Raw genomic sequence first — 19,021 nt, 5'->3', positions numbered from 1 at the left:
CCTACAGTCTGCCACCGGCCCGCGGGGGAGCGAAGGGCTCGCGCGGGTGCGATAGGTCACACCCCCTGACTGTCCTCTGACCTGCGGGAAGGACAGCCGGCGCGGAACCCCTGGCACGATCGTCCTATGTCGAAGAGTGCTCGGGTACCGGCCGCGTTCGCGGGGTGCATCGCCGTCGTCCTTGTCGTCGCAGGCTGTGCGGGAGGCGGACGGGACGCCGGTGAGGCCGTCGCCGAACCGTCGGCGGCCGCGGCGGCTCCGGCCGGACCGATCCCGGCCGGGCTCGAGGAGTTCTACACGCAGCAGCTGCAGTGGGGTTCGTGCGAGGGGTACAGCACGGACGGGTCTCCACTCGGCGACACTCTCGACTGCGCGAAGGTGACCGTGCCGAACGACTACGCGAACCCCGGGGGCGCCACCGCTCAGATCGCCGTCTCCCGGTCGAAGGCGACCGGCGACAAGGTCGGATCGCTGCTCGTGAACCCCGGTGGCCCGGGGGCGTCGGGGATCGGGCTGGCGTCCGTGGCCGACGGCACCGAGATCGCGGAGCGGTTCGACGTCATCGGTTTCGATCCGCGCGGCGTCGGCGCGTCCACCCCGGAGGTGACCTGCCTGACTCCGCCGGAGGTGGACGCGAGACGCAAGGACGACGACGTCGACATGAGTCCCGCCGGAATCGCACAGACGGAGGCCGAGAACCGCGAGTACGCGGACAAGTGCGCGGAGCGGACCGGTGTCGACGTCCTCGCGCACGTCGGCACGTACGACGTGGTGCGGGACATGGACGTCATCCGGGCGGTGCTCGGTGACGAGAAGCTCAACTACCTCGGCTACTCGTACGGCACCCGGCTCGGCTCGACGTACGCGGAGACGTTCCCGGGCAACGTGCGCGCGATGGTCCTCGACGGTGCCCTCGATCCCGAGCAGGACCCGACGGAGGAAGTGATCCTGCAGGCGGCCGGATTCCAGTCCGCGTTCGACGCGTTCGCCGCGGACTGCATGCAGCAGCCGGACTGCCCGCTGGGCACCGACCCGGCGCAGGCGAACGCGAGGTTCCGGGCGCTCGTCGACCCGCTGATCGACAAGCCGGCCGCGACCACCGACCCGCGCGGACTCAGCTACACCGATGCGATCACCGGCGTCCAGCAGGCCCTGTACTCGCCGAATCTGTGGGGCCCGCTCCGCGGCGGTCTGGAGAGCTTGCAGACGGGGACCGGTGATTCGCTGCTGATGCTGGCCGATCTGTACGAGGGGCGCGCCGACGACGGCACGTACTCGAATCTCAACGACGCCTTCAACTCGATCCGCTGCATGGACGATCCGCCGGTCACCGACCGCGTGGTCGTCGGGGAGGCGGATGTGCGGTACCGCCAGGCGGCGCCCTTCCTCGACGACGGCCGGGGCACCGGCAGTGCGCCGCTGGACGTCTGCGCGTTCTGGCCCGCGCCGAACTCGGGCGCGCCGCACACGGTGTCGGCGCCCGGGATCCCGCCGGTCGTCGTCGTGTCGACGACCGAGGATCCGGCGACGCCGTACCAGGCGGGCGTGGATCTGGCGAAGCAGATGAACGGCTCGCTCGTCACGTACCGGGGCACTCAGCACACCGTCGTTCTCGACGGCGAGGCGTGCGTCGACGACGCCGTTTCGGACTATCTGGTCGACCTCGCGGCGCCGGCTGCGGACCTGACGTGCTGACCCACGCCTGTGACGGGATCGACCGAGGTGCCCGCACGCTGGCACGATGCGGATTCCGGCAGAGTCGAATCAACGAAGTAACACAGATTTAACGAACTTTGCTTACTCTCGCGGACATGGATCGCCAAAAGGAATTCGTGCTTCGCACCCTCGAAGAGCGCGACATTCGGTTCGTCCGATTGTGGTTCACGGACGTTCTCGGATACCTGAAATCGGTGGCGATCGCCCCCGCGGAACTGGAAGGTGCCTTCGAGGAGGGCATCGGCTTCGACGGATCCGCGATCGAAGGCTTCTCCCGGGTGTCCGAGGCGGACACGGTCGCAAAGCCGGACGCGTCCACGTTCCAGGTGCTGCCGTGGAGTTCGAGCAAGGGGCATCAGCACTCCGCCCGCATGTTCTGCGACATCGCCATGCCCGACGGTTCGCCCTCCTGGGCGGATTCGCGGCACGTGCTGCGCCGTCAACTGAACAAGGCGAGCGATCTGGGCTTCAGCTGCTACGTGCACCCCGAGATCGAGTTCTTCCTCCTCGAGAACGGGCCGATCGACGGCACGCCGCCGAAGCCCGCCGACTCCGGCGGCTACTTCGACCAGGCAGTCCACGACTCCGCTCCCAACTTCCGCCGGCACGCCATCGACGCACTCGAATCGATGGGCATCTCCGTCGAGTTCAGCCACCACGAAGCGGCCCCCGGCCAGCAGGAGATCGACCTGCGGTACGCGGACGCCCTCTCGATGGCCGACAACGTGATGACGTTCCGCTACGTCGTCAAGGAGGTCGCGATCGCCGAGGGCGTGCGCGCCACGTTCATGCCGAAGCCGTTCAGCGATCAGGCCGGCTCGGCGATGCACACCCACATGAGCCTGTTCGAGGGCGACACCAACGCCTTCCACAACCCGGACGATCCGATGCAGTTGTCGGAGACCGGTAAGGCGTTCATCGCCGGCATCCTCGAGCACGCCAACGAGATCAGCGCCGTCACCAACCAGTGGGTGAACTCCTACAAGCGGCTGATCCACGGTGGCGAGGCCCCGACCGCCGCGTCCTGGGGTCCCTCCAACCGGTCGGCGCTGGTCCGCGTCCCGATGTACACGCCGAACAAGGCGTCGTCGCGTCGCGTCGAGATCCGCAGCCCAGATTCGGCCTGCAACCCGTACCTGACGTTCGCGGTGCTCCTCGCCGCGGGTCTACGCGGAATCGAGAAGGGCTACGAACTTCCGCCGGAGGCCGAGGACGACGTGTGGGCGTTGACGTCGGCCGAGCGCCGCGCCATGGGCTACCGGGAACTGCCCGGCAACCTCGACGGCGCGCTGCGCGAGATGGAGAAGTCGGAGTTGGTGGCCGAAGCACTCGGCGAGCACGTGTTCGACTTCTTCCTGCGCAACAAGCGTCGCGAGTGGGAGGAGTACCGGAGCCACGTGACGCCGTTCGAACTCAAGACGTATCTGGGGTTGTGAGCAAGAGCATGGTGAAGCCTCCGGCAGCGCGTTCTGCCGTTCCCGGTCCGGGTCGTCTGGGTCTCGTCGAGCCGACCGCTCCTTCCGAACTCCGCGATCTGGGGTGGGTCGGTGAAGACAGCATCGAACTGCTCTGGTCGTTGTCGCGGGCCGCGAACGCCGACCTCGCCCTCCGCACCCTGGTGCGCCTGAAGGACGGGCTCGGCGAGGACTGGGCCGAACTCGATGCGGCGCTCCGTACCGACAAGGGCCTGCGTGGCCGGCTGTTCGGTCTGTTCGGTGCGTCCAGCGCGTTCGGCGACCATCTGGTCGCGGATCCCGCGTCGTGGAAGATCCTCGCCGGCGACGTCCGGCTCCCGTCGAAGAGCGAGGCGACCGCCACGATGATGGCCTCGGTCGGGGCCGAACCCGAGGAAGGCACTCACCGGGATGCCAACCTCTACCGGGCGAAGGTCACCGGACCCGATGCCATCGCGGCGCTGCGCAAGACATACCGCGACGAGCTGATGTTGCTCGCCGCCGTCGACCTCGCGGCGACTGTCGAGAACGAACCAGTACTTCCGTACCAGACGGTCGGGCATCAGCTGTCCGATCTGGCGGACGCCGCGCTGAACGCCGCCCTCGCGGTGGCCGTCGCAGCCGTGTGCCCGGACGCCCCCTGTCCCGTGCGGCTGGCCGTCATCGCCATGGGCAAGTGCGGTGCCCGCGAACTCAATTACGTCAGCGACGTGGACGTGGTCTTCGTCGCCGAACCCGCCGACGCCACCGCCAGCCGGATCGCGGGCGAGATGATGCGCATCGGCTCCTCCGCCTTCTTCGACGTGGACGCCGCGCTGCGGCCGGAGGGCAAACGCGGGGAACTCGTCCGCACCCTCGAATCCCACGTCGCATACTACAAGCGCTGGGCCAAGACCTGGGAGTTCCAGGCGCTGCTCAAGGCCCGCCCGATGATCGGCGACGCCGCGCTCGGACAGCAGTACGTCGACGCCCTCAGCCCGATGGTGTGGACCGCGTCGGAGCGTGAGGACTTCGTTCCCGAGGTGCAGGCGATGCGCCGCCGGGTCGAGGAGATGGTTCCGCCGGAACTCCGCGAACGCGAACTGAAACTGGGACGCGGAAGTCTGCGCGACGTCGAGTTCGCCGTCCAGCTCCTGCAACTCGTGCACGGGCGCGCGGACGAGGCCCTGCACGTCCAGAGCACCATCGACGCGCTGACCGCTCTCGCCGCCCGCGGCTACGTGGGTCGCGACGACGCCGCGAATCTCGCTGCGTCCTACGAGTTCCTGCGGTTGCTCGAGCATCGGCTGCAGTTGCAGAAGCTGCGGCGCACACACACCCTTCCACCCGCCGACGACGAGGAGGCGCTGCGCTGGCTGGCCCGGGCGGCGCACATGCGGCCGGACGGCAGCAAGGACGCGCTCGGCGTTCTGAACGCGGAGATCAAGCGCAACTCGCACCGCGTGCGGCGGCTGCACGCCAAGCTGTTCTACCGGCCGCTGCTCGAATCGGTGGCGCGCATCGACAAGGAGGCGCTGCGGCTGAGCCCGGACGCGGCCATCCGCCAGCTGGCGGCGCTGGGTTACACCGCCCCGGAGAACGCGCTCGGGCACCTCACCGCTCTGACCAGCGGCGCGTCCCGTAAGGGTCGCATCCAGGCGCTGCTGCTGCCGACCTTGCTCGAATCGCTCGCCGACACACCGGATCCCGATGCGGGTCTGCTCGCGTACCGGCGGCTGTCGGACGCGATGACCGATCAGACCTGGTTCCTCCGGCTGCTGCGTGACGAGGCGTCGGTCGCCGAGCGGCTGATGACGGTGCTGGGATCCTCCGCCTACGTTCCCGACCTGCTGATCAAGGCGCCCGACGTCGTGCGCCTGTTCGCGGATTCGCCGGCCGGACCGCGACTGCTCGAGTCGAAGCCGGAGGACGTCGCGCGCGGCATCCTGACGGCGTCGGCACGCCACGACGACCCGGCCCGCGCGATCGCCGCGGCGCGGTCTCTGCGCCGCTACGAGCTGGCGCGTATCGCCTCCGCGGACATCCTCGGCATGCTCGACGTGCAGGGCGTGTGCAAGGCGCTGTCGTCCGTGTGGGCGGCGGTGCTCAATGCCGCCCTGGCGGCGGTGACCAAGGCGAGCGAGAAGGAACTCGGCACGCCCGCTCCCGCGACGTTCACGGTGATCGGCATGGGCCGGCTCGGCGGCGGCGAGCTCGGCTACGGCTCCGACGCGGACGTGCTGTTCGTCTGCGAGCCGCGCGAGGGGATCGACGAGACTGTCGCCGTCAAGTGGGCCAACAGCATCGGCGACAAGGTGCGGGCCCTGCTCGGCGCGCCCAGCACCGATCCGCCGCTCGAGGTCGACACGGGCCTGCGCCCGGAGGGCCGCAGCGGCCCGATGGTGCGCACCCTGGCGTCCTACGAGGCCTACTACGCGCAGTGGGCGCAGGCCTGGGAGATCCAGGCGCTGCTGCGCGCGCATCACGTCGCGGGCGACGCCGATCTGGGGCTGCGCTTCCTGCACATGATCGACAAGACCCGCTACCCGGAGGGCGGGGTGTCGGAGCAGGCGGTCCGCGAGATCCGGCGCATCAAGGCGCGGGTCGACTCCGAGCGGTTGCCGCGCGGCGCCGACCCCGCGACACACACCAAGCTCGGGCGCGGCGGCCTCGCCGACATCGAATGGACCGTGCAGCTGATCCAGCTCCGGCACGCCCACGAGATCGAGTCGCTGCACAACACGTCGACGCTCGAGACGCTCGACGCGATCGGCGCGGCCGAGGTGCTCAGCGAGTCCGACGTCGAATTGCTCCGTGACGCGTGGATCACCGCGACGAAGGCGCGCAACTGCCTCGTGCTCGTCCGCGGCAAGGCCACCGATCAGCTGCCCGGTTCGGGCCGGGTGCTGTCCGCGGTCGCGCAGATCGCCGGCTGGGGTGGCGGCGATGCGGGCGAGTTCCTCGACAACTACCTGCGGGTGACCCGACGGGCCAAGGCTGTGGTGGAGAGAGTCTTCGGGGAGTGATCGCCACCTGGGGGGTGCGGGCACTGACGGCCCTCGGGTGGCTCGCGGTGCTCGTCGGCGTGTTCGGTGTCGTGCTGAGATTCCTCGACGTCCAGAACCAGCGCCTGCTCGTGCTGGCGTCCGCGGCGCCGTACCTGATGGCCGTTGCCGCGGTCGGGGTGCTGTTGCTCGGAATCACCCGGCACTGGATCGGTTTCGGCGTGGCGCTGACGGTGGCCGCGGTGGCCACCCTGTCGCAGGGCCCGCTGTACGTCGCGAACAGTTCGGTGACGGCGTCCGGGCCGGAACTGACGGTGATGCAGGCCAACATCTGGCTCGGCAACGCGGACGCCGACTCCCTCGTCCGGCAGATCCGGGACCGCGACGTCGACGTGCTCACCGTCAACGAACTGACACCGGAGGCCGTCGACCGGTTGGTGGCCGCGGGAATCGAATCGACCCTGCCGTTCTCGTTCCTCATGCCCGGCAGCGGCGGCGAGGGAACCGGGATCTGGAGCCGGTACCCGCTGACCGACAAGGTCCACCACTCGGAATTCGTCCTGTCCGCGCTGTCGGCCCGGGTGGAACTTCCGGACGGTGCGAGCACGGCACTGTATGCGTTCCATCCGGTTCCGCCGTGGCCGTCGGATCCGTCGCTGTGGTCGCGCGAGATGGACCGCATCAAAGCCGTTCTCGACGCCGTCCCCGCCGACTCGGGACCCGTGATCGTCAGCGGCGACTTCAACTCCACCCGCGACCACGTGAAGTACCGCAACCTCGTGACCGGACGCTACCGCGATGCCGCCGACCAGGTGGGTGCCGGAATCCAGAACACCTATCCCGCCGACCGGCAGCCGTTGCCGCCGATGATCGCGATCGATCACATCGTCACGAGCGGAGCGCAGGCGCAGTCCGTGGAATCGGTGGTGCTGACGGGTTCGGATCATCGCGGCCTGATCGCGAAGATCGACCTCGGCAGCTGACCGTCACGGCAGCGTGACGAATCCCTTCTGCACCAGCCAGTCCCGGGCCACGTCCGCCGGTTCCTCGCCCTCGACATCGACCCGCCGGTTCAGTTCGGTGATCTCCTCGTTGGTCAGTGCCGCGGAGATCGGGGCCATCACCTCCGCGACCTGCGGATGTGCCTCGGCGAAATCCTTGCGCATGGTGATCGCCGGGTTGTACTTCGGGAAGAACTGGCGATCGTCGTCCAGCAGCACCAGGTCGAGCGCGATGATGCGGCCGTCCGTCGTGAACACCTCGCCGAACTTGCACTGCGTTCCGTCGGCGGTGGCCTGATAGATGATGCCGGTCTGGAGGATCTGGCGGTTCGCGCGGGCGGGGTCGAAGCCGTATTTGGCGGCCATACCCGGGAACCCGTCCTGCCGGACGTTGAATTCGGTTTCGACGCAGGTCGTCGCAGCGGCGGGGTCGCGGTTGACCAGATCTGCGTACTCCGACAGGGTGGTGATCCCGGTTTCCTCGGCGGTCTGCCTGCTCATCGCGAGTGCGTACGTGTTGTTCATCGGGGCCGGATCAACCCACACCATGCCGTTGCTGTCGAGGTCCTCGTCGCGGACCGCCTCGAACTGCGCGGTCGGGTCGGGGATCGGAATCTCGTTGCCGAGGTAGTTGATCCACCCGGTCCCGGTGTACTCGTAGGTGACGTCGATCTGCCCGTCGAGCTGGGCGTCCCGGGTGCTGTTGGACCCCTGGATGTTGGTGAGGTCGCGCACCTCCGCGCCGGCGGCACTGAGCGCGAACTCGATGATGTACCCGAGGGTGACCTGCTCGGTGAAGTCTTTGGAACCGACGGTGATCTTGACGTCCTCGAGTTCGGGGACGGGCTGGATGCTGCCCGGTTCCACCGACAGTGGCAGGGCGCCACCGGATTCGAGGCCGCAGGACGCGGCGAGGACTCCGCAGAGTGTCACGGCCGTCGCGGCGATCGCCTTCCGGAGGTGGTTCATCAGCGCAGCCCCTTCGGGCCGAGGAACTCCTCGGCCAGGGCGCCGCACCAGTCGACGAGCAGCGCGAGCGCGACCGCGAGCACGGCTCCCACCACCAGGGTCACGTTGTCGCGCAACTTGTATCCGGTGTCGATGAGGATTCCCAGACCGCCGGCGCTGACGAGGAAACTGAGTGTCGCGGTGCCCACGGCGAGCACGAGCGACGTGCGCAGTCCCGCGAGGATGTACGGGACGGCGAGTGGGAACTCGACCTTCCGCAGGACGAGGCCGGCGGTCATGCCCTGTCCGCGCCCGGCGTCGATGACGGCGGGATCGACCTCCTGCAGACCCAGGATCGTGTTCCGGAGAACGGGCAGGAGAGAGTAGAACGCGATGGGGAGCACCCCGATCCAGAATCCGGTGGTCCCCGTCGCGAGGAAGAGAAGCACCAGGAGTCCGATGGCCGGTGCGGCCTGTCCGATGTTGGCGATTCCGAGGAAGATCGGTGCCAGCTTGGTGAACCCGGGCCGCGTGAGAAGGATCCCCAGCGGGACGGCGATGACGACGACGATCGCGACCACCGCGACCGTGATCAGCACGTGCTGCCACGTCAGGGTCGCGATGTTGGCGGCGTTGAGGCTGCCCTTCTGCGTGGCGGTGAGTTCGCGGTTGAAGGCCCAGGCGAGCACACCCGCCACCAGGATCACGACGATGATCGGCTGGACCAGCAAGCGGGCCCGCTCCGACCGCCGGGCGGCCGGTGCGGTGGGTTTCGTGGCGACGGCGGCCGTCATGACGGTGTGCCGCCCTCGCTCGCCCCGTCCCGCTGCGGCTCGCTGGCCTCGTCGTCGTGCGCGTGTTCCTCACGCATCGCGGACAGGTGCGTCACCAGTGTGTCGATCGTGATCAGGCCGCGGTACTCGCCCCGCCGGCCGGTGACGATCGTCGACGCACTGCTCTCCGCGAGGAGCGCCTCGAGGGCGTCCTGCAGCGTCGACTGGGTCGACACCACCTCCTCGATCGGGTCGCCGATGTCGCGCAGCGACGTGGCGTTGGCCAGATGCCGCAACGACACCCAGCGGGTCGGGCGGTCCCGCGCGTCCAGGAGGACGCCCCACTTGATCCTGCGGGACGAGATCGCCGCCCGCAGATCGTCCACCGAGCCGTCCTCGTACGCGGTGGGGCAGTCGAGGAGTTCGACCTCTGCCACCCGGGTGAGCGTCAGCTGCTTCAGGGAGGCGTCCGCGCCGACGAACCCGGCCACCATGTCGTTGGCGGGATGGGCGAGGATCGCCTCCGGAGTGTCGTACTGCATGATGTGCGACTGGTTGCCCAGCACCGCGATCCGATCGCCCAGCTTGACCGCCTCGTTGAAATCGTGCGTCACGAAGACTATCGTCTTGCCGAGATCGGACTGCAGTCGCATCAATTCGTCCTGCAGCAGTCCGCGCGTGATCGGGTCGACGGCGCCGAACGGCTCGTCCATGAGCAGCACCGGGGGATCGGCGGCCAGCGCCCGCGCCACCCCGACGCGCTGCTGCTGACCGCCCGACAACTGCCGGGGGTAGCGCTCGCGGTAGAGGTCGGGTTCGAGTCCGACGAGGTCGAGCATCTCGTCGGTGCGGTCGGCGATCTTCTTCTTGTCCCAGCCGATCAGACCGGGGACCGTACCCACGTTCTTCGCGATCGTGAGATGCGGGAACAGTCCGGCCTGCTGAATCGAGTAGCCGATGCCGCGCCGCAACTTGTCCGGGTCGATGGACAGGGCGTCCTTGCCGCCGATCGTGATCTTCCCCGACGTCGGTTCGATGAGCCGGTTGATCATGCGCATGGTGGTGGTCTTGCCGCAGCCGGACGGGCCGACGAGGACCACGATCTCGCCGGCGGGGATGCGCATCGACACGTTGTCGACTGCCGCCTTCTCCTGGCCCGGGTAGCTCTTGACGACGTCTTCGAGGACGATGTCCACTCCCGAGACGGTGCTTCCGTTGGTGTGCGGTGCGTCGAGGTCAGTCACGGATCCCCCTGGAGGTGGTGAGTCGGCCGATGACGGCGAGGATGCCGTCGAGTACGAGGGCGAGGATCACGATGAGAACGGTCCCCGTGAGGGCCTGCGGTATCGCTGTCGGGCTGCCGACGCGGGACAGTCCCGAGAAGATGAGGTTGCCGAGCCCGGGACCCTTGGCGTAGGCGGCGATCGCGAGGATGCCCATCAGCATCTGGGTGCTCACCCGCATGCCCGTCAAGATCGACGGCCAGGCGAGCGGGATTTCGATCCTGCTCAGCACCGTCGTGCGGCTCATTCCCACGCCCCGGGCCGCGTCGGTGATCGCGGGGTCGACGGAGGCGAGTCCGAGGATGGTGTTCCGGATGATCGGCAGCAGTGCGTACAGCACGAGAGCGGTGACGGTGGGGGCGACACCGAGTCCGAGGATCGGGATCAGCAGGCCGAGCAGGGCGAACGACGGGATGGTGAGGATCGTGCTCGCGAGTGCGGTGGCGATCGCGGAGCCGGCCGGGCTGCGGTACACGAGGATCCCGATCGCCACCGCGACGATCGTGGCGATCACCACCGACTGCACGACTGCGCTGACGTGCAGGAAGGAGTCGGTGAGCAGTTGCTGCTTCCGGGCGGAGACGAAGTCCCACAGTTGCTGCATGTCCAACCGTGAACACCTTTCTCCCGATGTGAAACAGACCTCGGTCCTTCACAGTGCTATGTACCCGAACATCGCGCAGGTGAATCGGAAACTCTGTTACGTGGTCGGGATCATGAACAGCAGGGTGCACACGGCGATCGACATCCCGAACAGCGCGATCATCACGGCGTAACCGAGGTTCCGCCGGCGGGGGGAGATCGCCGGGTCCATCCACCACCCGAACACCTTGAACGCCGCCGGAACGGCCCACCAGCCGAGGATCTGGGTGGTGACGAGGTTCCCGACGAATAGGGCGACGGCGATCGGAACCCCGTGCGCCTCGATGAACGGTGCGCTGACGAAATGGCCCCAGATCACCACCAGTGGATACAGCACCAGCAGGGCCAGGAGATTACTTCGGGCGACGGGCACCGGGGGCGGTTCGTCGCCGCCCGCGCCGCGGAACCAGAAGTCGAAACCGTAGCTCGCTTTTCGGATTCGGAGATTCTTGTTGAACTTCTCACCCTCCTTCAAGAGGGCGGCCCGCTCGGGTGAATCCATCCACGCCGCCAGGTTGTCCTCGGTGTCGAAGCTCAGCACGATCGTCCAGTCCTCGGTGATCCCCTGCACCGGTCTCTCGACCTTGTGCCCCCGGAAACCCCGGAACCCCGCCTCGGCGGCGGAGATCTTGCGCTGCCAGTCCATGAACGCCGACTCGTCCTCGGGGTCGACGTGACAGGAGATGACCACCGACGTCGCCGACTGCTCCCGGGTCTGCTCGCCGGTGAGCAGGTGGACGTCCTCGTTGCCGATGAAGGCGTGCTTGATCTCCGCCACGAGTTCCGTCCGGAGGTCGCTGTCGAGCCACGCGCGGGCGTCCTCGATGCTGGCGAACCGCAGCACGTCCACCCAGTCGTCCTGCACGGGCGGCGACGGCGGCACGATGTCCTGATCGATGAAACCCGGAACTGTCCCGAGGGTCTCCGCCGCGCGTTTCTGCCACCGTGCGTAGTCGGCGTAACTCGCGTCGTCGATCCGGCGTTGGAAGATCACCGACACCGGGGACGCGGCAGGGCTGCGCGGGTGTGAATGCGGCACGTGAGGTCACCTCCGTTCTGGTCGTGGTGCGGGTGCGGCGGGCGGAGAACCCTGAGACCGCCGGGTGGACGTGGTGAGGAGCAGCAGGATCCCTGCTCCCGCGCCCAGGGTCAGGTACAGCCAGCCCAGCGGTGCCTGGCTGTTCTCCGGCAGCACTCCGGCGACGGCCATCGCCGCACTGACGACGAGATAGCAGGCCGCCGTGACGACACCGCCGATCAGTCCGAGGTTGCGCGTGAACAGTCCGAGGGCCAGCCCGTACATCTGCGGGCAGAGCACCCCGCATCCGGCGAGCGCGAGGCAGGCACCGATCGTGATGGCCGGTGCGGTGACGACGGACAGCCCGGCCGTGACGGTGAGTACGAGTGCGCCCGACACGAACACCCACCACGCGCCGAACGCGAGCCGGCGGGTGCCGACCCGAACAGCCAGCGCACTGCAGGCGAGTTCGCCGAGGAGGTTCGCGCCGCCCACGACCAGCGCCACCGCACCGTACGCGGCAGGGGAGAAGCCCAGGATCTGCTGGTACAGGAAGGGCGCGACGACACCGAAGACCATCTGAGCGGACGCCATCAATCCGAACACGAGCACGAACCCCACGAAGATGCGGTGGCGCAGGGCAGCACCCAGCACCCGCGCCGCGGCGCCGACGTCGACCGGTGCCCGCAGTTCCGGCGGAAGGGTCTCCGGCAGTCCCGCGACGACGAGGGGAACGGCGAGCGCCGCGAGAAGCGCGATCAGCCCGAACACCAGACGCCACGAGATGAACTGCACCAGTACCCCGCCCACGGCGGGTGCGAGAACGGGTGCCAGCCCCCACGCAGCCCCGAGGAGACCGGACACGGACGTGAGCCGGGCGCCGCGATAGCAGTCGGCGGCGATCGCGTAGGCGAGGACGAGGCACGCGCACCCACCGATACCCTGCACGAATCTCAGACCGAGCAGGAGTGTGATGTTCTGCACGAGTGCGCATCCCACGCTGGTGACGACGAGGATCGCCAGGCAGGTCACCAGAGTTCGTTTGCGGCCCACCGCATCCGCGATCAGGCCGACCGGAATGAACGCCAGACTCATGCCCAGCATGTAGGCGGTCACCGTGTTCTGCACCACTGCGGCGGACGCGTCCAGATCGAGCACCATCTGCGGCAACGCCGGGGTGTAGATGTCGAGCGGGATCTGGCTGAGCGGAATCACCAGCAGCAGAATGACCACGACACGGCGCGGAACCGGCACACCGGACGGCGTCGTGGGCACTGACATCCCGCATCACCTGCTTCTCGACCCGAGGGGGCTGGAGAACGGAGCAAGTATCCCGAAAGGTTTCGACCGCACGGTCCGCAACGGTCCGTGTGGTCGGTTCCCTGGATCATACGACGCGGCCTGCGGCGCCCGGGCAGGTTCCGGACCGGTCGGCAGGGGACCGACGCACCACACGACGGGGGCCGGCGTCCATCGTAGGCTGAATCTCCCATGTGACGGACAGGAGACTCAGGTGGCCGAGACGGCGCTGACGGAGACCACGGTGGCCGAGGTGATGGCCGAGCTGGCCGAGCTCGAGGACCCGAAGGCACGCGAGGTGAACGAGAAGCACGGTGACGATCACGGGGTGAACCTCGGCAAGCTGCGCGCGCTCGCGAAGAGGCTGAAGACTCAGCAGGAACTCGCGTACCGGCTGTGGGAGACGGGTGATACCGCGGCACGATTGCTGGCGATCCTGATCTGCCGCCCGAAGGCGTTCGAGCGTGACGAGTTGGACGTCATGCTGCGCGAGGCGCGCGCACCCAAGGTGCACGACTGGCTCGTGAACTACGTGGTGAAGAAGAACCCGCACGCCGAGGACCTGCGCCTGGCGTGGTCCGCCGATCCGGATCCCGCGGTCGCCAGTGCCGGCTGGGCGCTGACCACCGAACGCGTGGCGAAGAAGCCCGAGGGCCTCGACCTCGCGGGACTGCTCGACGTCATCGAGGCGGAGATGACAGACGCCCCGGATCGCCTGCAGTGGGCGATGAACCACTGCCTGGCCCAGATCGGGATCGAGCACGCCGGGTACCGCGCCCGCGCACTCGACATCGGTGAGCGCCTCGAGGTGCTGAAGGACTACCCGACCTCTCCGGGATGCACGTCCCCGTTCGCGCCCATCTGGATCACCGAGATGGTGCGCCGACAGGGCGGCGAATAGAAGGTTCGACCCGACGACCGCGGCGGCCACCTGTGACCGGACGCAGAAGAGCCCACCCGCGCCGCGATCGGTGTCGTGATCGCGGCGCGGGTGGGCTCGACTGAAGCTATCGACTCACACGTCGTAGTACAGCTGGAACTCGTAGGGGTGCGGACGCAGGTTGACCGGAGCGATCTCCTGCTCACGCTTCAGCGAGATCCACGTCTCGATCAGGTCGGACGTGAACACGCCACCCTCGGTGAGGTAGTCGTGATCGGCCTCGAGGCGATCGATGACGGCCGACAGGCTGGTGGGAGCCTGCGGGATGTTGCGGGCCTCCTCCGGCGGGAGCTCGTAGAGGTCCTTGTCGACGGGAGCCTGCGGCTCGATCTTGTTCTTGATGCCGTCCAGGCCGGCCATCATCTGCGCCGCGAAGTTCAGGTAGGGGTTACCCGAGGAGTCGGGGGCGCGGAACTCGAGGCGCTTGGCCTTCGGGTTGTTGCCGGTGATCGGGATACGCACGGCCGCCGAGCGGTTGCGCTGGCTGTACACGAGGTTGATGGGGGCTTCGTAGCCCGGCACCAGACGGTGGTACGAGTTGATCGTCGGGTTGGTGAACGCCAGCAGCGACGGTGCGTGGTGCAGGATGCCGCCGATGTAGTGACGCGCCATGTCGGACAGACCCGCGTAGCCGGCCTCGTCGTGGAACAGCGGCTTGCCGTCCTTCCACAGCGACTGGTGGACGTGCATGCCCGAGCCGTTGTCGCCGAACAGCGGCTTCGGCATGAAGGTGGCCGACTTGCCGTGCTGCCAGGCGGTGTTCTTCACGATGTACTTGAACAGCTGCAGGTCGTCTGCGGCCGCGAGCAGCGTGTTGAACTTGTAGTTGATCTCCTGCTGTCCGCCGGTGCCCACCTCGTGGTGGCCGCGCTCGAGCTCGAAGCCCGCGTTCTGCAGGTTGGTGGAGATCTCGTCGCGCAGGTCGACGTAGTGGTCGTACGGAGCGACGGGGAAGTATCCACCCTTGGGGCGGACCTTGTAGCCCAGGTTGGGGCTGCCGTCGGCGTTCACGTCGTTGCCGGTGTTCCAGGAACCCGAGATGGAGTCGAGTTCGTAGAACGCGCCGTTGATGCCGGAGTCGTAGCGGACCGAGTCGAAGATGTAGAACTCGGCCTCGGCGCCGAAGAAGGCGGTGTCGGCGATGCCGGTCGACTTCAGGTATTCCTCGGCCTTGCGCGCGACGTTACGCGGGTCGCGGCTGTAGGACTCACGCGTGAACGGGTCGTGCACGAAGAAGTTGATGTTCAGCGTCTTGGCCGCGCGGAACGGGTCGATCTGGGCGGTGGCGACGTCGGGGAGGAGCATCATGTCCGACTCGTGGATCGACTGGAAGCCGCGGACGGACGAACCGTCGAACGCGAGGCCGTCCTCGAAGACGTCCTGGTTGAACGCGGACGCCGGGATCGAGAAGTGCTGCTGCACGCCCGGCAGGTCGCTGAACCGGATGTCGACATATTCGACGTTCTCGTCCTTGATGAACTTGATGACCTCTTCGGCCGTGGTGAACGCCACGCTTGTGCTCCTTAAGTCGCTTCAGCCAAGTGGATATTGGCGAATTCGTCGAGCCAGACGGTAAGGACTTGGTGTTGCCCGCTGGTCAACCTTTTGTTTCGCCCGTGTTACGCGTCGAATCTTCCTGGGCTTTTACACCGGCTGTGACTGCGCACACAGCCCAAACCTCCGGTGTGAGGTCCTCGGAGACGCGACGCCTATCCTGGACAGCATGGCACGTATCACCGGTTCCTGGCTTTCCGGACCTTCGGCCGCACTGCCGGACGGCGCGGACGAGACGACGCAGTCCTTCCGGGGCGAGCGCCTCGGGTTGCAGGCGGAAGGTCCCGGTTCGCTCGCGAGCACGGGACGCCGTCTCGCCGCGCTGATGATCGACTGGGTGTCGTCGGCGGGTGTCGCGGCACTGATCATCGGCGACAACTTCTTCGAGGGTCCGTTCTCGACCTTCACTCTGCTCGTCTGGTTCGTCGTCGGTGTCGCCACGGTGTCGCTGTTCTCCTTCACGCCGGGGCAGCTGTTCCTCGGCATGCAGGTGGCGCGGGTGGACGGACCCGCCCGTGTCGGTTTCGTCCGGGCCCTGGTGCGTCAGGCGCTGCTCGTGTTCGTCGTGCCCGGGACCATCACGGACATCGACGGTCGTGGCATGCAGGACCGGGCCACCGGCACCGCCCTGATTCGCACGCGCTGACCCCTTGGAACGTCTTCCGCCCGATGTCGGATCGACATCGGGCGGAGTAGTGGGGCGACAGGCTTCTAGCGACGACGGATGGTGCGCTGCACGCCACGCATCTTCGCGCCGCCGGGCATCGGACCCTTGGGCAGTGCGGCGCCGCCACCGCGGCTGCTGAGCGCGGCGAGCCGCGACTCGATGGCGTCCATCCGCTTGGTGTCGATGTTCTTCGGGAGCTTGTTCAGATGCTTCTGCAGCTGCGACAGCGGGACCTGTCCCTCGTCGTTGCCGATGACGATGTCGTAGATCGGGGTGTCGCCGACGAGGCGCGCCGTCTTCTTCTTCTCCTGGGCCAGGAGCGACTTCACGCGTTGCGGCGATCCCTCGGCGACGAGGATGACGCCGGGTCGCCCGATCACGCGGTGAACGGCGTCGAGCTGCGTGGTGCCCGCGACCGCACTGGTCACGCGCCAGGAGCCCTGCATGTTGTCGAGCGCCCAGGCGGCCGCGCCTGCCTGGCCCTCGGCCTTGCCGTACACCGTCTTCTGGACGCGCCGGCCGAAGATGATGAACGCTCCGAGCACGCCGAGGAGGAGACCGATCGGGAGAAGGAACCACTGGAGGCCCCAGATCAGACCGACGAGGAAGAACACCACCGCGAGTCCGATGAGCGTGCCGAGCATGAGCGGCAACAGCAGCTTGTCTTCCTTGCGCTGCATCTGGAACGCCTGCCAGAGCTGAGTTCTGCGTTCCTTCGACGCCTGCCTGCGGGCTGCCTTGGCGGCTGCCTTTGCTTCTTTACTGGGTTTGCCCGCTTTACCGGATTTACTGCCGTTCGCCATGCTCTTCAGGATACGTCCCTGGCCGTGCGCGGTGATGACCCGTCCGGTGTCGACCACCGCGCACGCGGGGAGGTCAGCGGGCGAGCCGCGCCATGAGGGAACTCGCCTCCTGCGACGCATCGCCGCTTTCGGTGAGATGTGCCTGTCCTGCAGGCAATTCGCGGCCGTGGTGGGCCATCGCCTGCGCGTAGAGCCGGCCGGCGCGGTAGGAGGAGCGGACGAGGGGTCCGGCCATGACGCCGGCGAACCCGATTTCCTCGGCGGTCTTGGAGTGCTCGACGAACTCTTCGGGCTTGACCCACCGCTCGACGGGGTGGTGGCGGGGGGACGGGCGCAGGTACTGGGTGATGGTGATGATGTCGCAGCCGGCGTCGTGCAGGTCGTGCAACGCCTGGGTGACCTCGTCGGGGGTTTCGCCCATCCCGAGGATGAGGTTGGACTTGGTGACGAGGTTGTCTTCGCGGGCGGCGGTGATCACGTCGAGGCTGCGCTGGTAGCGGAACGCGGGCCGGATCCGCTTGAAGATGCGGGGGACGGTTTCGACGTTGTGGGCGAGCACCTCGGGGCGGGTGGAGAACACCTCGGCGAGCTGATCGGGCTTGGCGTTGAAGTCGGGGATGAGCAGTTCGACGCCGGTGCCGGGATTGAGCTGGTGGATCAGGCGGACGGTTTCGGCGTAGAGCCAGGCGCCGCCGTCGGGGAGGTCGTCGCGGGCGACGCCGGTGATGGTGGAGTAGCGCAGTCCCATCGCCTGGACGGATTCGGCGACGCGGCGGGGTTCGTCGCGGTCGAGGTCGTCGGGTTTGCCGGTGTCGATCTGGCAGAAGTCGCAGCGGCGGGTGCATTGTTCACCGCCGATGAGGAAGGTCGCCTCGCGGTCTTCCCAGCATTCGTAGATGTTGGGGCAGCCGGCTTCTTCGCAGACGGTGTGCAAACCCTCGCGCTTGACGAGGCTCTTGAGCTCGGAGTATTCCGGGCCCATCTTCGCTCTCGTCTTGATCCAGTTCGGTTTGCGTTCGATCGGAGTCTCCGCATTTCGGATCTCGAGGCGGAGCAATTTGCGTCCTTCTGGGGCCACAGTCACGCGGTCGATGGTACGCCCGGCCCGTCGCACCCGGCGGGCCGGGGAGCGGTCGTCAACCGTACTGAACAGTAGTGAAGGTGGGCGCGGAGGACGTCGGGCCGGCGGCGGCGGAGTCGAACGTCACCCGCTCGATGTCGTGTTCGGTCACCGGAAGTTCGCCGTCGAGCGCGGCGACGACAGCCGCCGTGACTGCGGGCGTGACCTCCTCGACCGTGACGTCGCGGCCCAGTTCCCGCGACAGCGACGTGACCCCGGCGTCGCGGATACCGCACGGGATGATCGCGTCGAACCCCGTGAGAACGGAATTGCAGTTGAGCGAGAAGCCGTGCAGTGCGACACCACGCTGTACCCGCACCCCGATGGCCGCCACCTTGCGCTCGGGCAGCCACTGCCCGTTGTCGAGGGACGCAGGCAGCCACACACCGGAGCGACCGTCCACCCGGCCGCAGTCGATGCCGAGGTCGGTGCACACGGTGATCAGCGCCTGCTCGAGCCGTCGTACGTACCGCACGACGTCGACCGGTTCGGCCAGCTTGACGATCGGGTAGCCCACCAGCTGTCCCGGACCGTGCCAGGTGATCTTCCCGCCGCGGTCGACGTCGATGACGGGAGTGCCGTCGGTCGGACGGTCCTCGGGTTCGGTCCGGCGCCCCGCGGTGTAGACGGCCGGGTGTTCGAGCAGGAGCAGCGTGTCGGTGCCCGCGTTCTCGGCGCGTTCGGCCGCCAGCTCGCGCTGTCGATCCCAGGCGTCGACGTACCCGATCGTGCCGAGGTGTTCGACGGAAATCGGGGAGGGGCTGAAACGGGCGGATTGTGTCGCGCTGCTCATGCGCTAGAGGTTACGCCGGGGCCGCC

General features: G+C 67.8%; 16 protein-coding genes. 6 read left to right on the top strand and 10 right to left on the bottom strand.

The window, feature by feature from the left end; all coding sequences use genetic code 11:
- Positions 1–126 precede the first annotated feature (126 nt).
- The 4 genes from ACLIVD_RS24710 to ACLIVD_RS24695 all read left to right on the top strand — a co-directional run bounded on the left by ACLIVD_RS24710 (position 127) and on the right by ACLIVD_RS24695 (position 7,137).
- Positions 127–1,695 (top strand): alpha/beta hydrolase, encoded by a 1,569-nt coding sequence (locus tag ACLIVD_RS24710; RefSeq protein ID WP_491930809.1) that lies wholly within the window; start codon positions 127–129, stop codon positions 1,693–1,695.
- Positions 1,696–1,811: 116 nt separating this feature from the next.
- The gene (gene glnA / locus ACLIVD_RS24705) at positions 1,812–3,152 is read left to right on the top strand and encodes a type I glutamate--ammonia ligase (protein ID WP_005247775.1); all 1,341 of its coding nucleotides are present in this window, start codon (positions 1,812–1,814) and stop codon (positions 3,150–3,152) included.
- 8 nt (positions 3,153–3,160) lie between these two features.
- Complete coding sequence (locus ACLIVD_RS24700) at positions 3,161–6,175, top strand: bifunctional [glutamine synthetase] adenylyltransferase/[glutamine synthetase]-adenylyl-L-tyrosine phosphorylase (protein ID WP_491930808.1); 3,015 nt, start codon at positions 3,161–3,163, stop codon at positions 6,173–6,175.
- Entirely contained in the window at positions 6,172–7,137 is a 966-nt protein-coding gene (locus ACLIVD_RS24695) for an endonuclease/exonuclease/phosphatase family protein (RefSeq protein ID WP_283336602.1), read from the top strand. Before ACLIVD_RS24700 ends, ACLIVD_RS24695 begins: the two co-directional genes overlap by 4 nt.
- A 3-nt stretch (positions 7,138–7,140) precedes the next feature.
- On the opposite strand, the gene ACLIVD_RS24690 is transcribed toward ACLIVD_RS24695, so the two are convergent.
- From ACLIVD_RS24690 to ACLIVD_RS24665, 6 genes are all read right to left on the bottom strand, one after another.
- The gene (locus tag ACLIVD_RS24690; protein WP_283336603.1) at positions 7,141–8,124 is read right to left on the bottom strand and encodes a glycine betaine ABC transporter substrate-binding protein; all 984 of its coding nucleotides are present in this window, start codon (positions 8,122–8,124) and stop codon (positions 7,141–7,143) included.
- Complete coding sequence (locus ACLIVD_RS24685) at positions 8,124–8,897, bottom strand: ABC transporter permease (RefSeq protein WP_005247766.1); 774 nt, start codon at positions 8,895–8,897, stop codon at positions 8,124–8,126. The genes ACLIVD_RS24690 and ACLIVD_RS24685 overlap by 1 nt, the downstream gene beginning before the upstream one ends.
- Positions 8,894–10,120: an ABC transporter ATP-binding protein gene (locus ACLIVD_RS24680; protein ID WP_280784824.1), complete on the bottom strand. Its 1,227-nt coding sequence runs from the start codon at positions 10,118–10,120 to the stop codon at positions 8,894–8,896. Before ACLIVD_RS24680 ends, ACLIVD_RS24685 begins: the two co-directional genes overlap by 4 nt.
- Positions 10,113–10,763, bottom strand: a complete 651-nt coding sequence (locus ACLIVD_RS24675) for an ABC transporter permease (protein ID WP_105422827.1) — start codon at positions 10,761–10,763, stop codon at positions 10,113–10,115. The genes ACLIVD_RS24680 and ACLIVD_RS24675 overlap by 8 nt, the downstream gene beginning before the upstream one ends.
- Positions 10,764–10,859: 96 nt before the next feature.
- Positions 10,860–11,840 carry a putative antibiotic biosynthesis monooxygenase gene (locus ACLIVD_RS24670; RefSeq protein ID WP_283336604.1) on the bottom strand — a complete coding sequence of 327 codons (981 nt, stop codon included), beginning with the start codon at positions 11,838–11,840 and terminating at the stop codon, positions 10,860–10,862.
- 6 nt (positions 11,841–11,846) lie between these two features.
- Positions 11,847–13,100, bottom strand: coding sequence for a multidrug effflux MFS transporter (locus tag ACLIVD_RS24665; RefSeq protein ID WP_283336605.1), 1,254 nt, complete (start codon positions 13,098–13,100; stop codon positions 11,847–11,849).
- Positions 13,101–13,332: 232 nt separating this feature from the next.
- Between ACLIVD_RS24665 and ACLIVD_RS24660 the strand changes: the two genes are divergently transcribed.
- Positions 13,333–14,019 (top strand): DNA alkylation repair protein, encoded by a 687-nt coding sequence (locus tag ACLIVD_RS24660; RefSeq protein WP_283336606.1) that lies wholly within the window; start codon positions 13,333–13,335, stop codon positions 14,017–14,019.
- 114 nt (positions 14,020–14,133) lie between these two features.
- Here ACLIVD_RS24660 and glnA (ACLIVD_RS24655) read toward each other — a convergent pair whose 3' ends face one another.
- The gene (gene glnA, locus ACLIVD_RS24655) at positions 14,134–15,570 is read right to left on the bottom strand and encodes a type I glutamate--ammonia ligase (RefSeq protein ID WP_005247755.1); all 1,437 of its coding nucleotides are present in this window, start codon (positions 15,568–15,570) and stop codon (positions 14,134–14,136) included.
- A gap of 211 nt (positions 15,571–15,781) precedes the next feature.
- Between glnA (ACLIVD_RS24655) and ACLIVD_RS24650 the strand changes: the two genes are divergently transcribed.
- Positions 15,782–16,258, top strand: coding sequence for an RDD family protein (locus ACLIVD_RS24650; RefSeq protein WP_280784820.1), 477 nt, complete (start codon positions 15,782–15,784; stop codon positions 16,256–16,258).
- 65 nt (positions 16,259–16,323) lie between these two features.
- On the opposite strand, the gene ACLIVD_RS24645 is transcribed toward ACLIVD_RS24650, so the two are convergent.
- The 3 genes from ACLIVD_RS24645 to lipB form a co-directional block, all read right to left on the bottom strand.
- Positions 16,324–17,082: a DUF4191 domain-containing protein gene (locus ACLIVD_RS24645; RefSeq protein WP_005247752.1), complete on the bottom strand. Its 759-nt coding sequence runs from the start codon at positions 17,080–17,082 to the stop codon at positions 16,324–16,326.
- A 73-nt stretch (positions 17,083–17,155) separates the two neighbouring features.
- A complete protein-coding gene (lipA, locus tag ACLIVD_RS24640; protein WP_005561159.1) occupies positions 17,156–18,166 on the bottom strand; it encodes a lipoyl synthase in 1,011 nt (336 codons plus the stop codon).
- A gap of 52 nt (positions 18,167–18,218) precedes the next feature.
- Positions 18,219–18,995, bottom strand: coding sequence for a lipoyl(octanoyl) transferase LipB (gene lipB, locus ACLIVD_RS24635; protein ID WP_283334228.1), 777 nt, complete (start codon positions 18,993–18,995; stop codon positions 18,219–18,221).
- Between the last annotated feature and the right edge of the window lie 26 nt (positions 18,996–19,021).

The sequence above is a fragment of the Rhodococcus sp. G6(2025) genome, assembly GCF_058628105.1.
The sequence above is the reverse complement of the archived record's forward strand: the minus strand, read 5'-3'. Positions and strand labels throughout refer to the sequence as shown.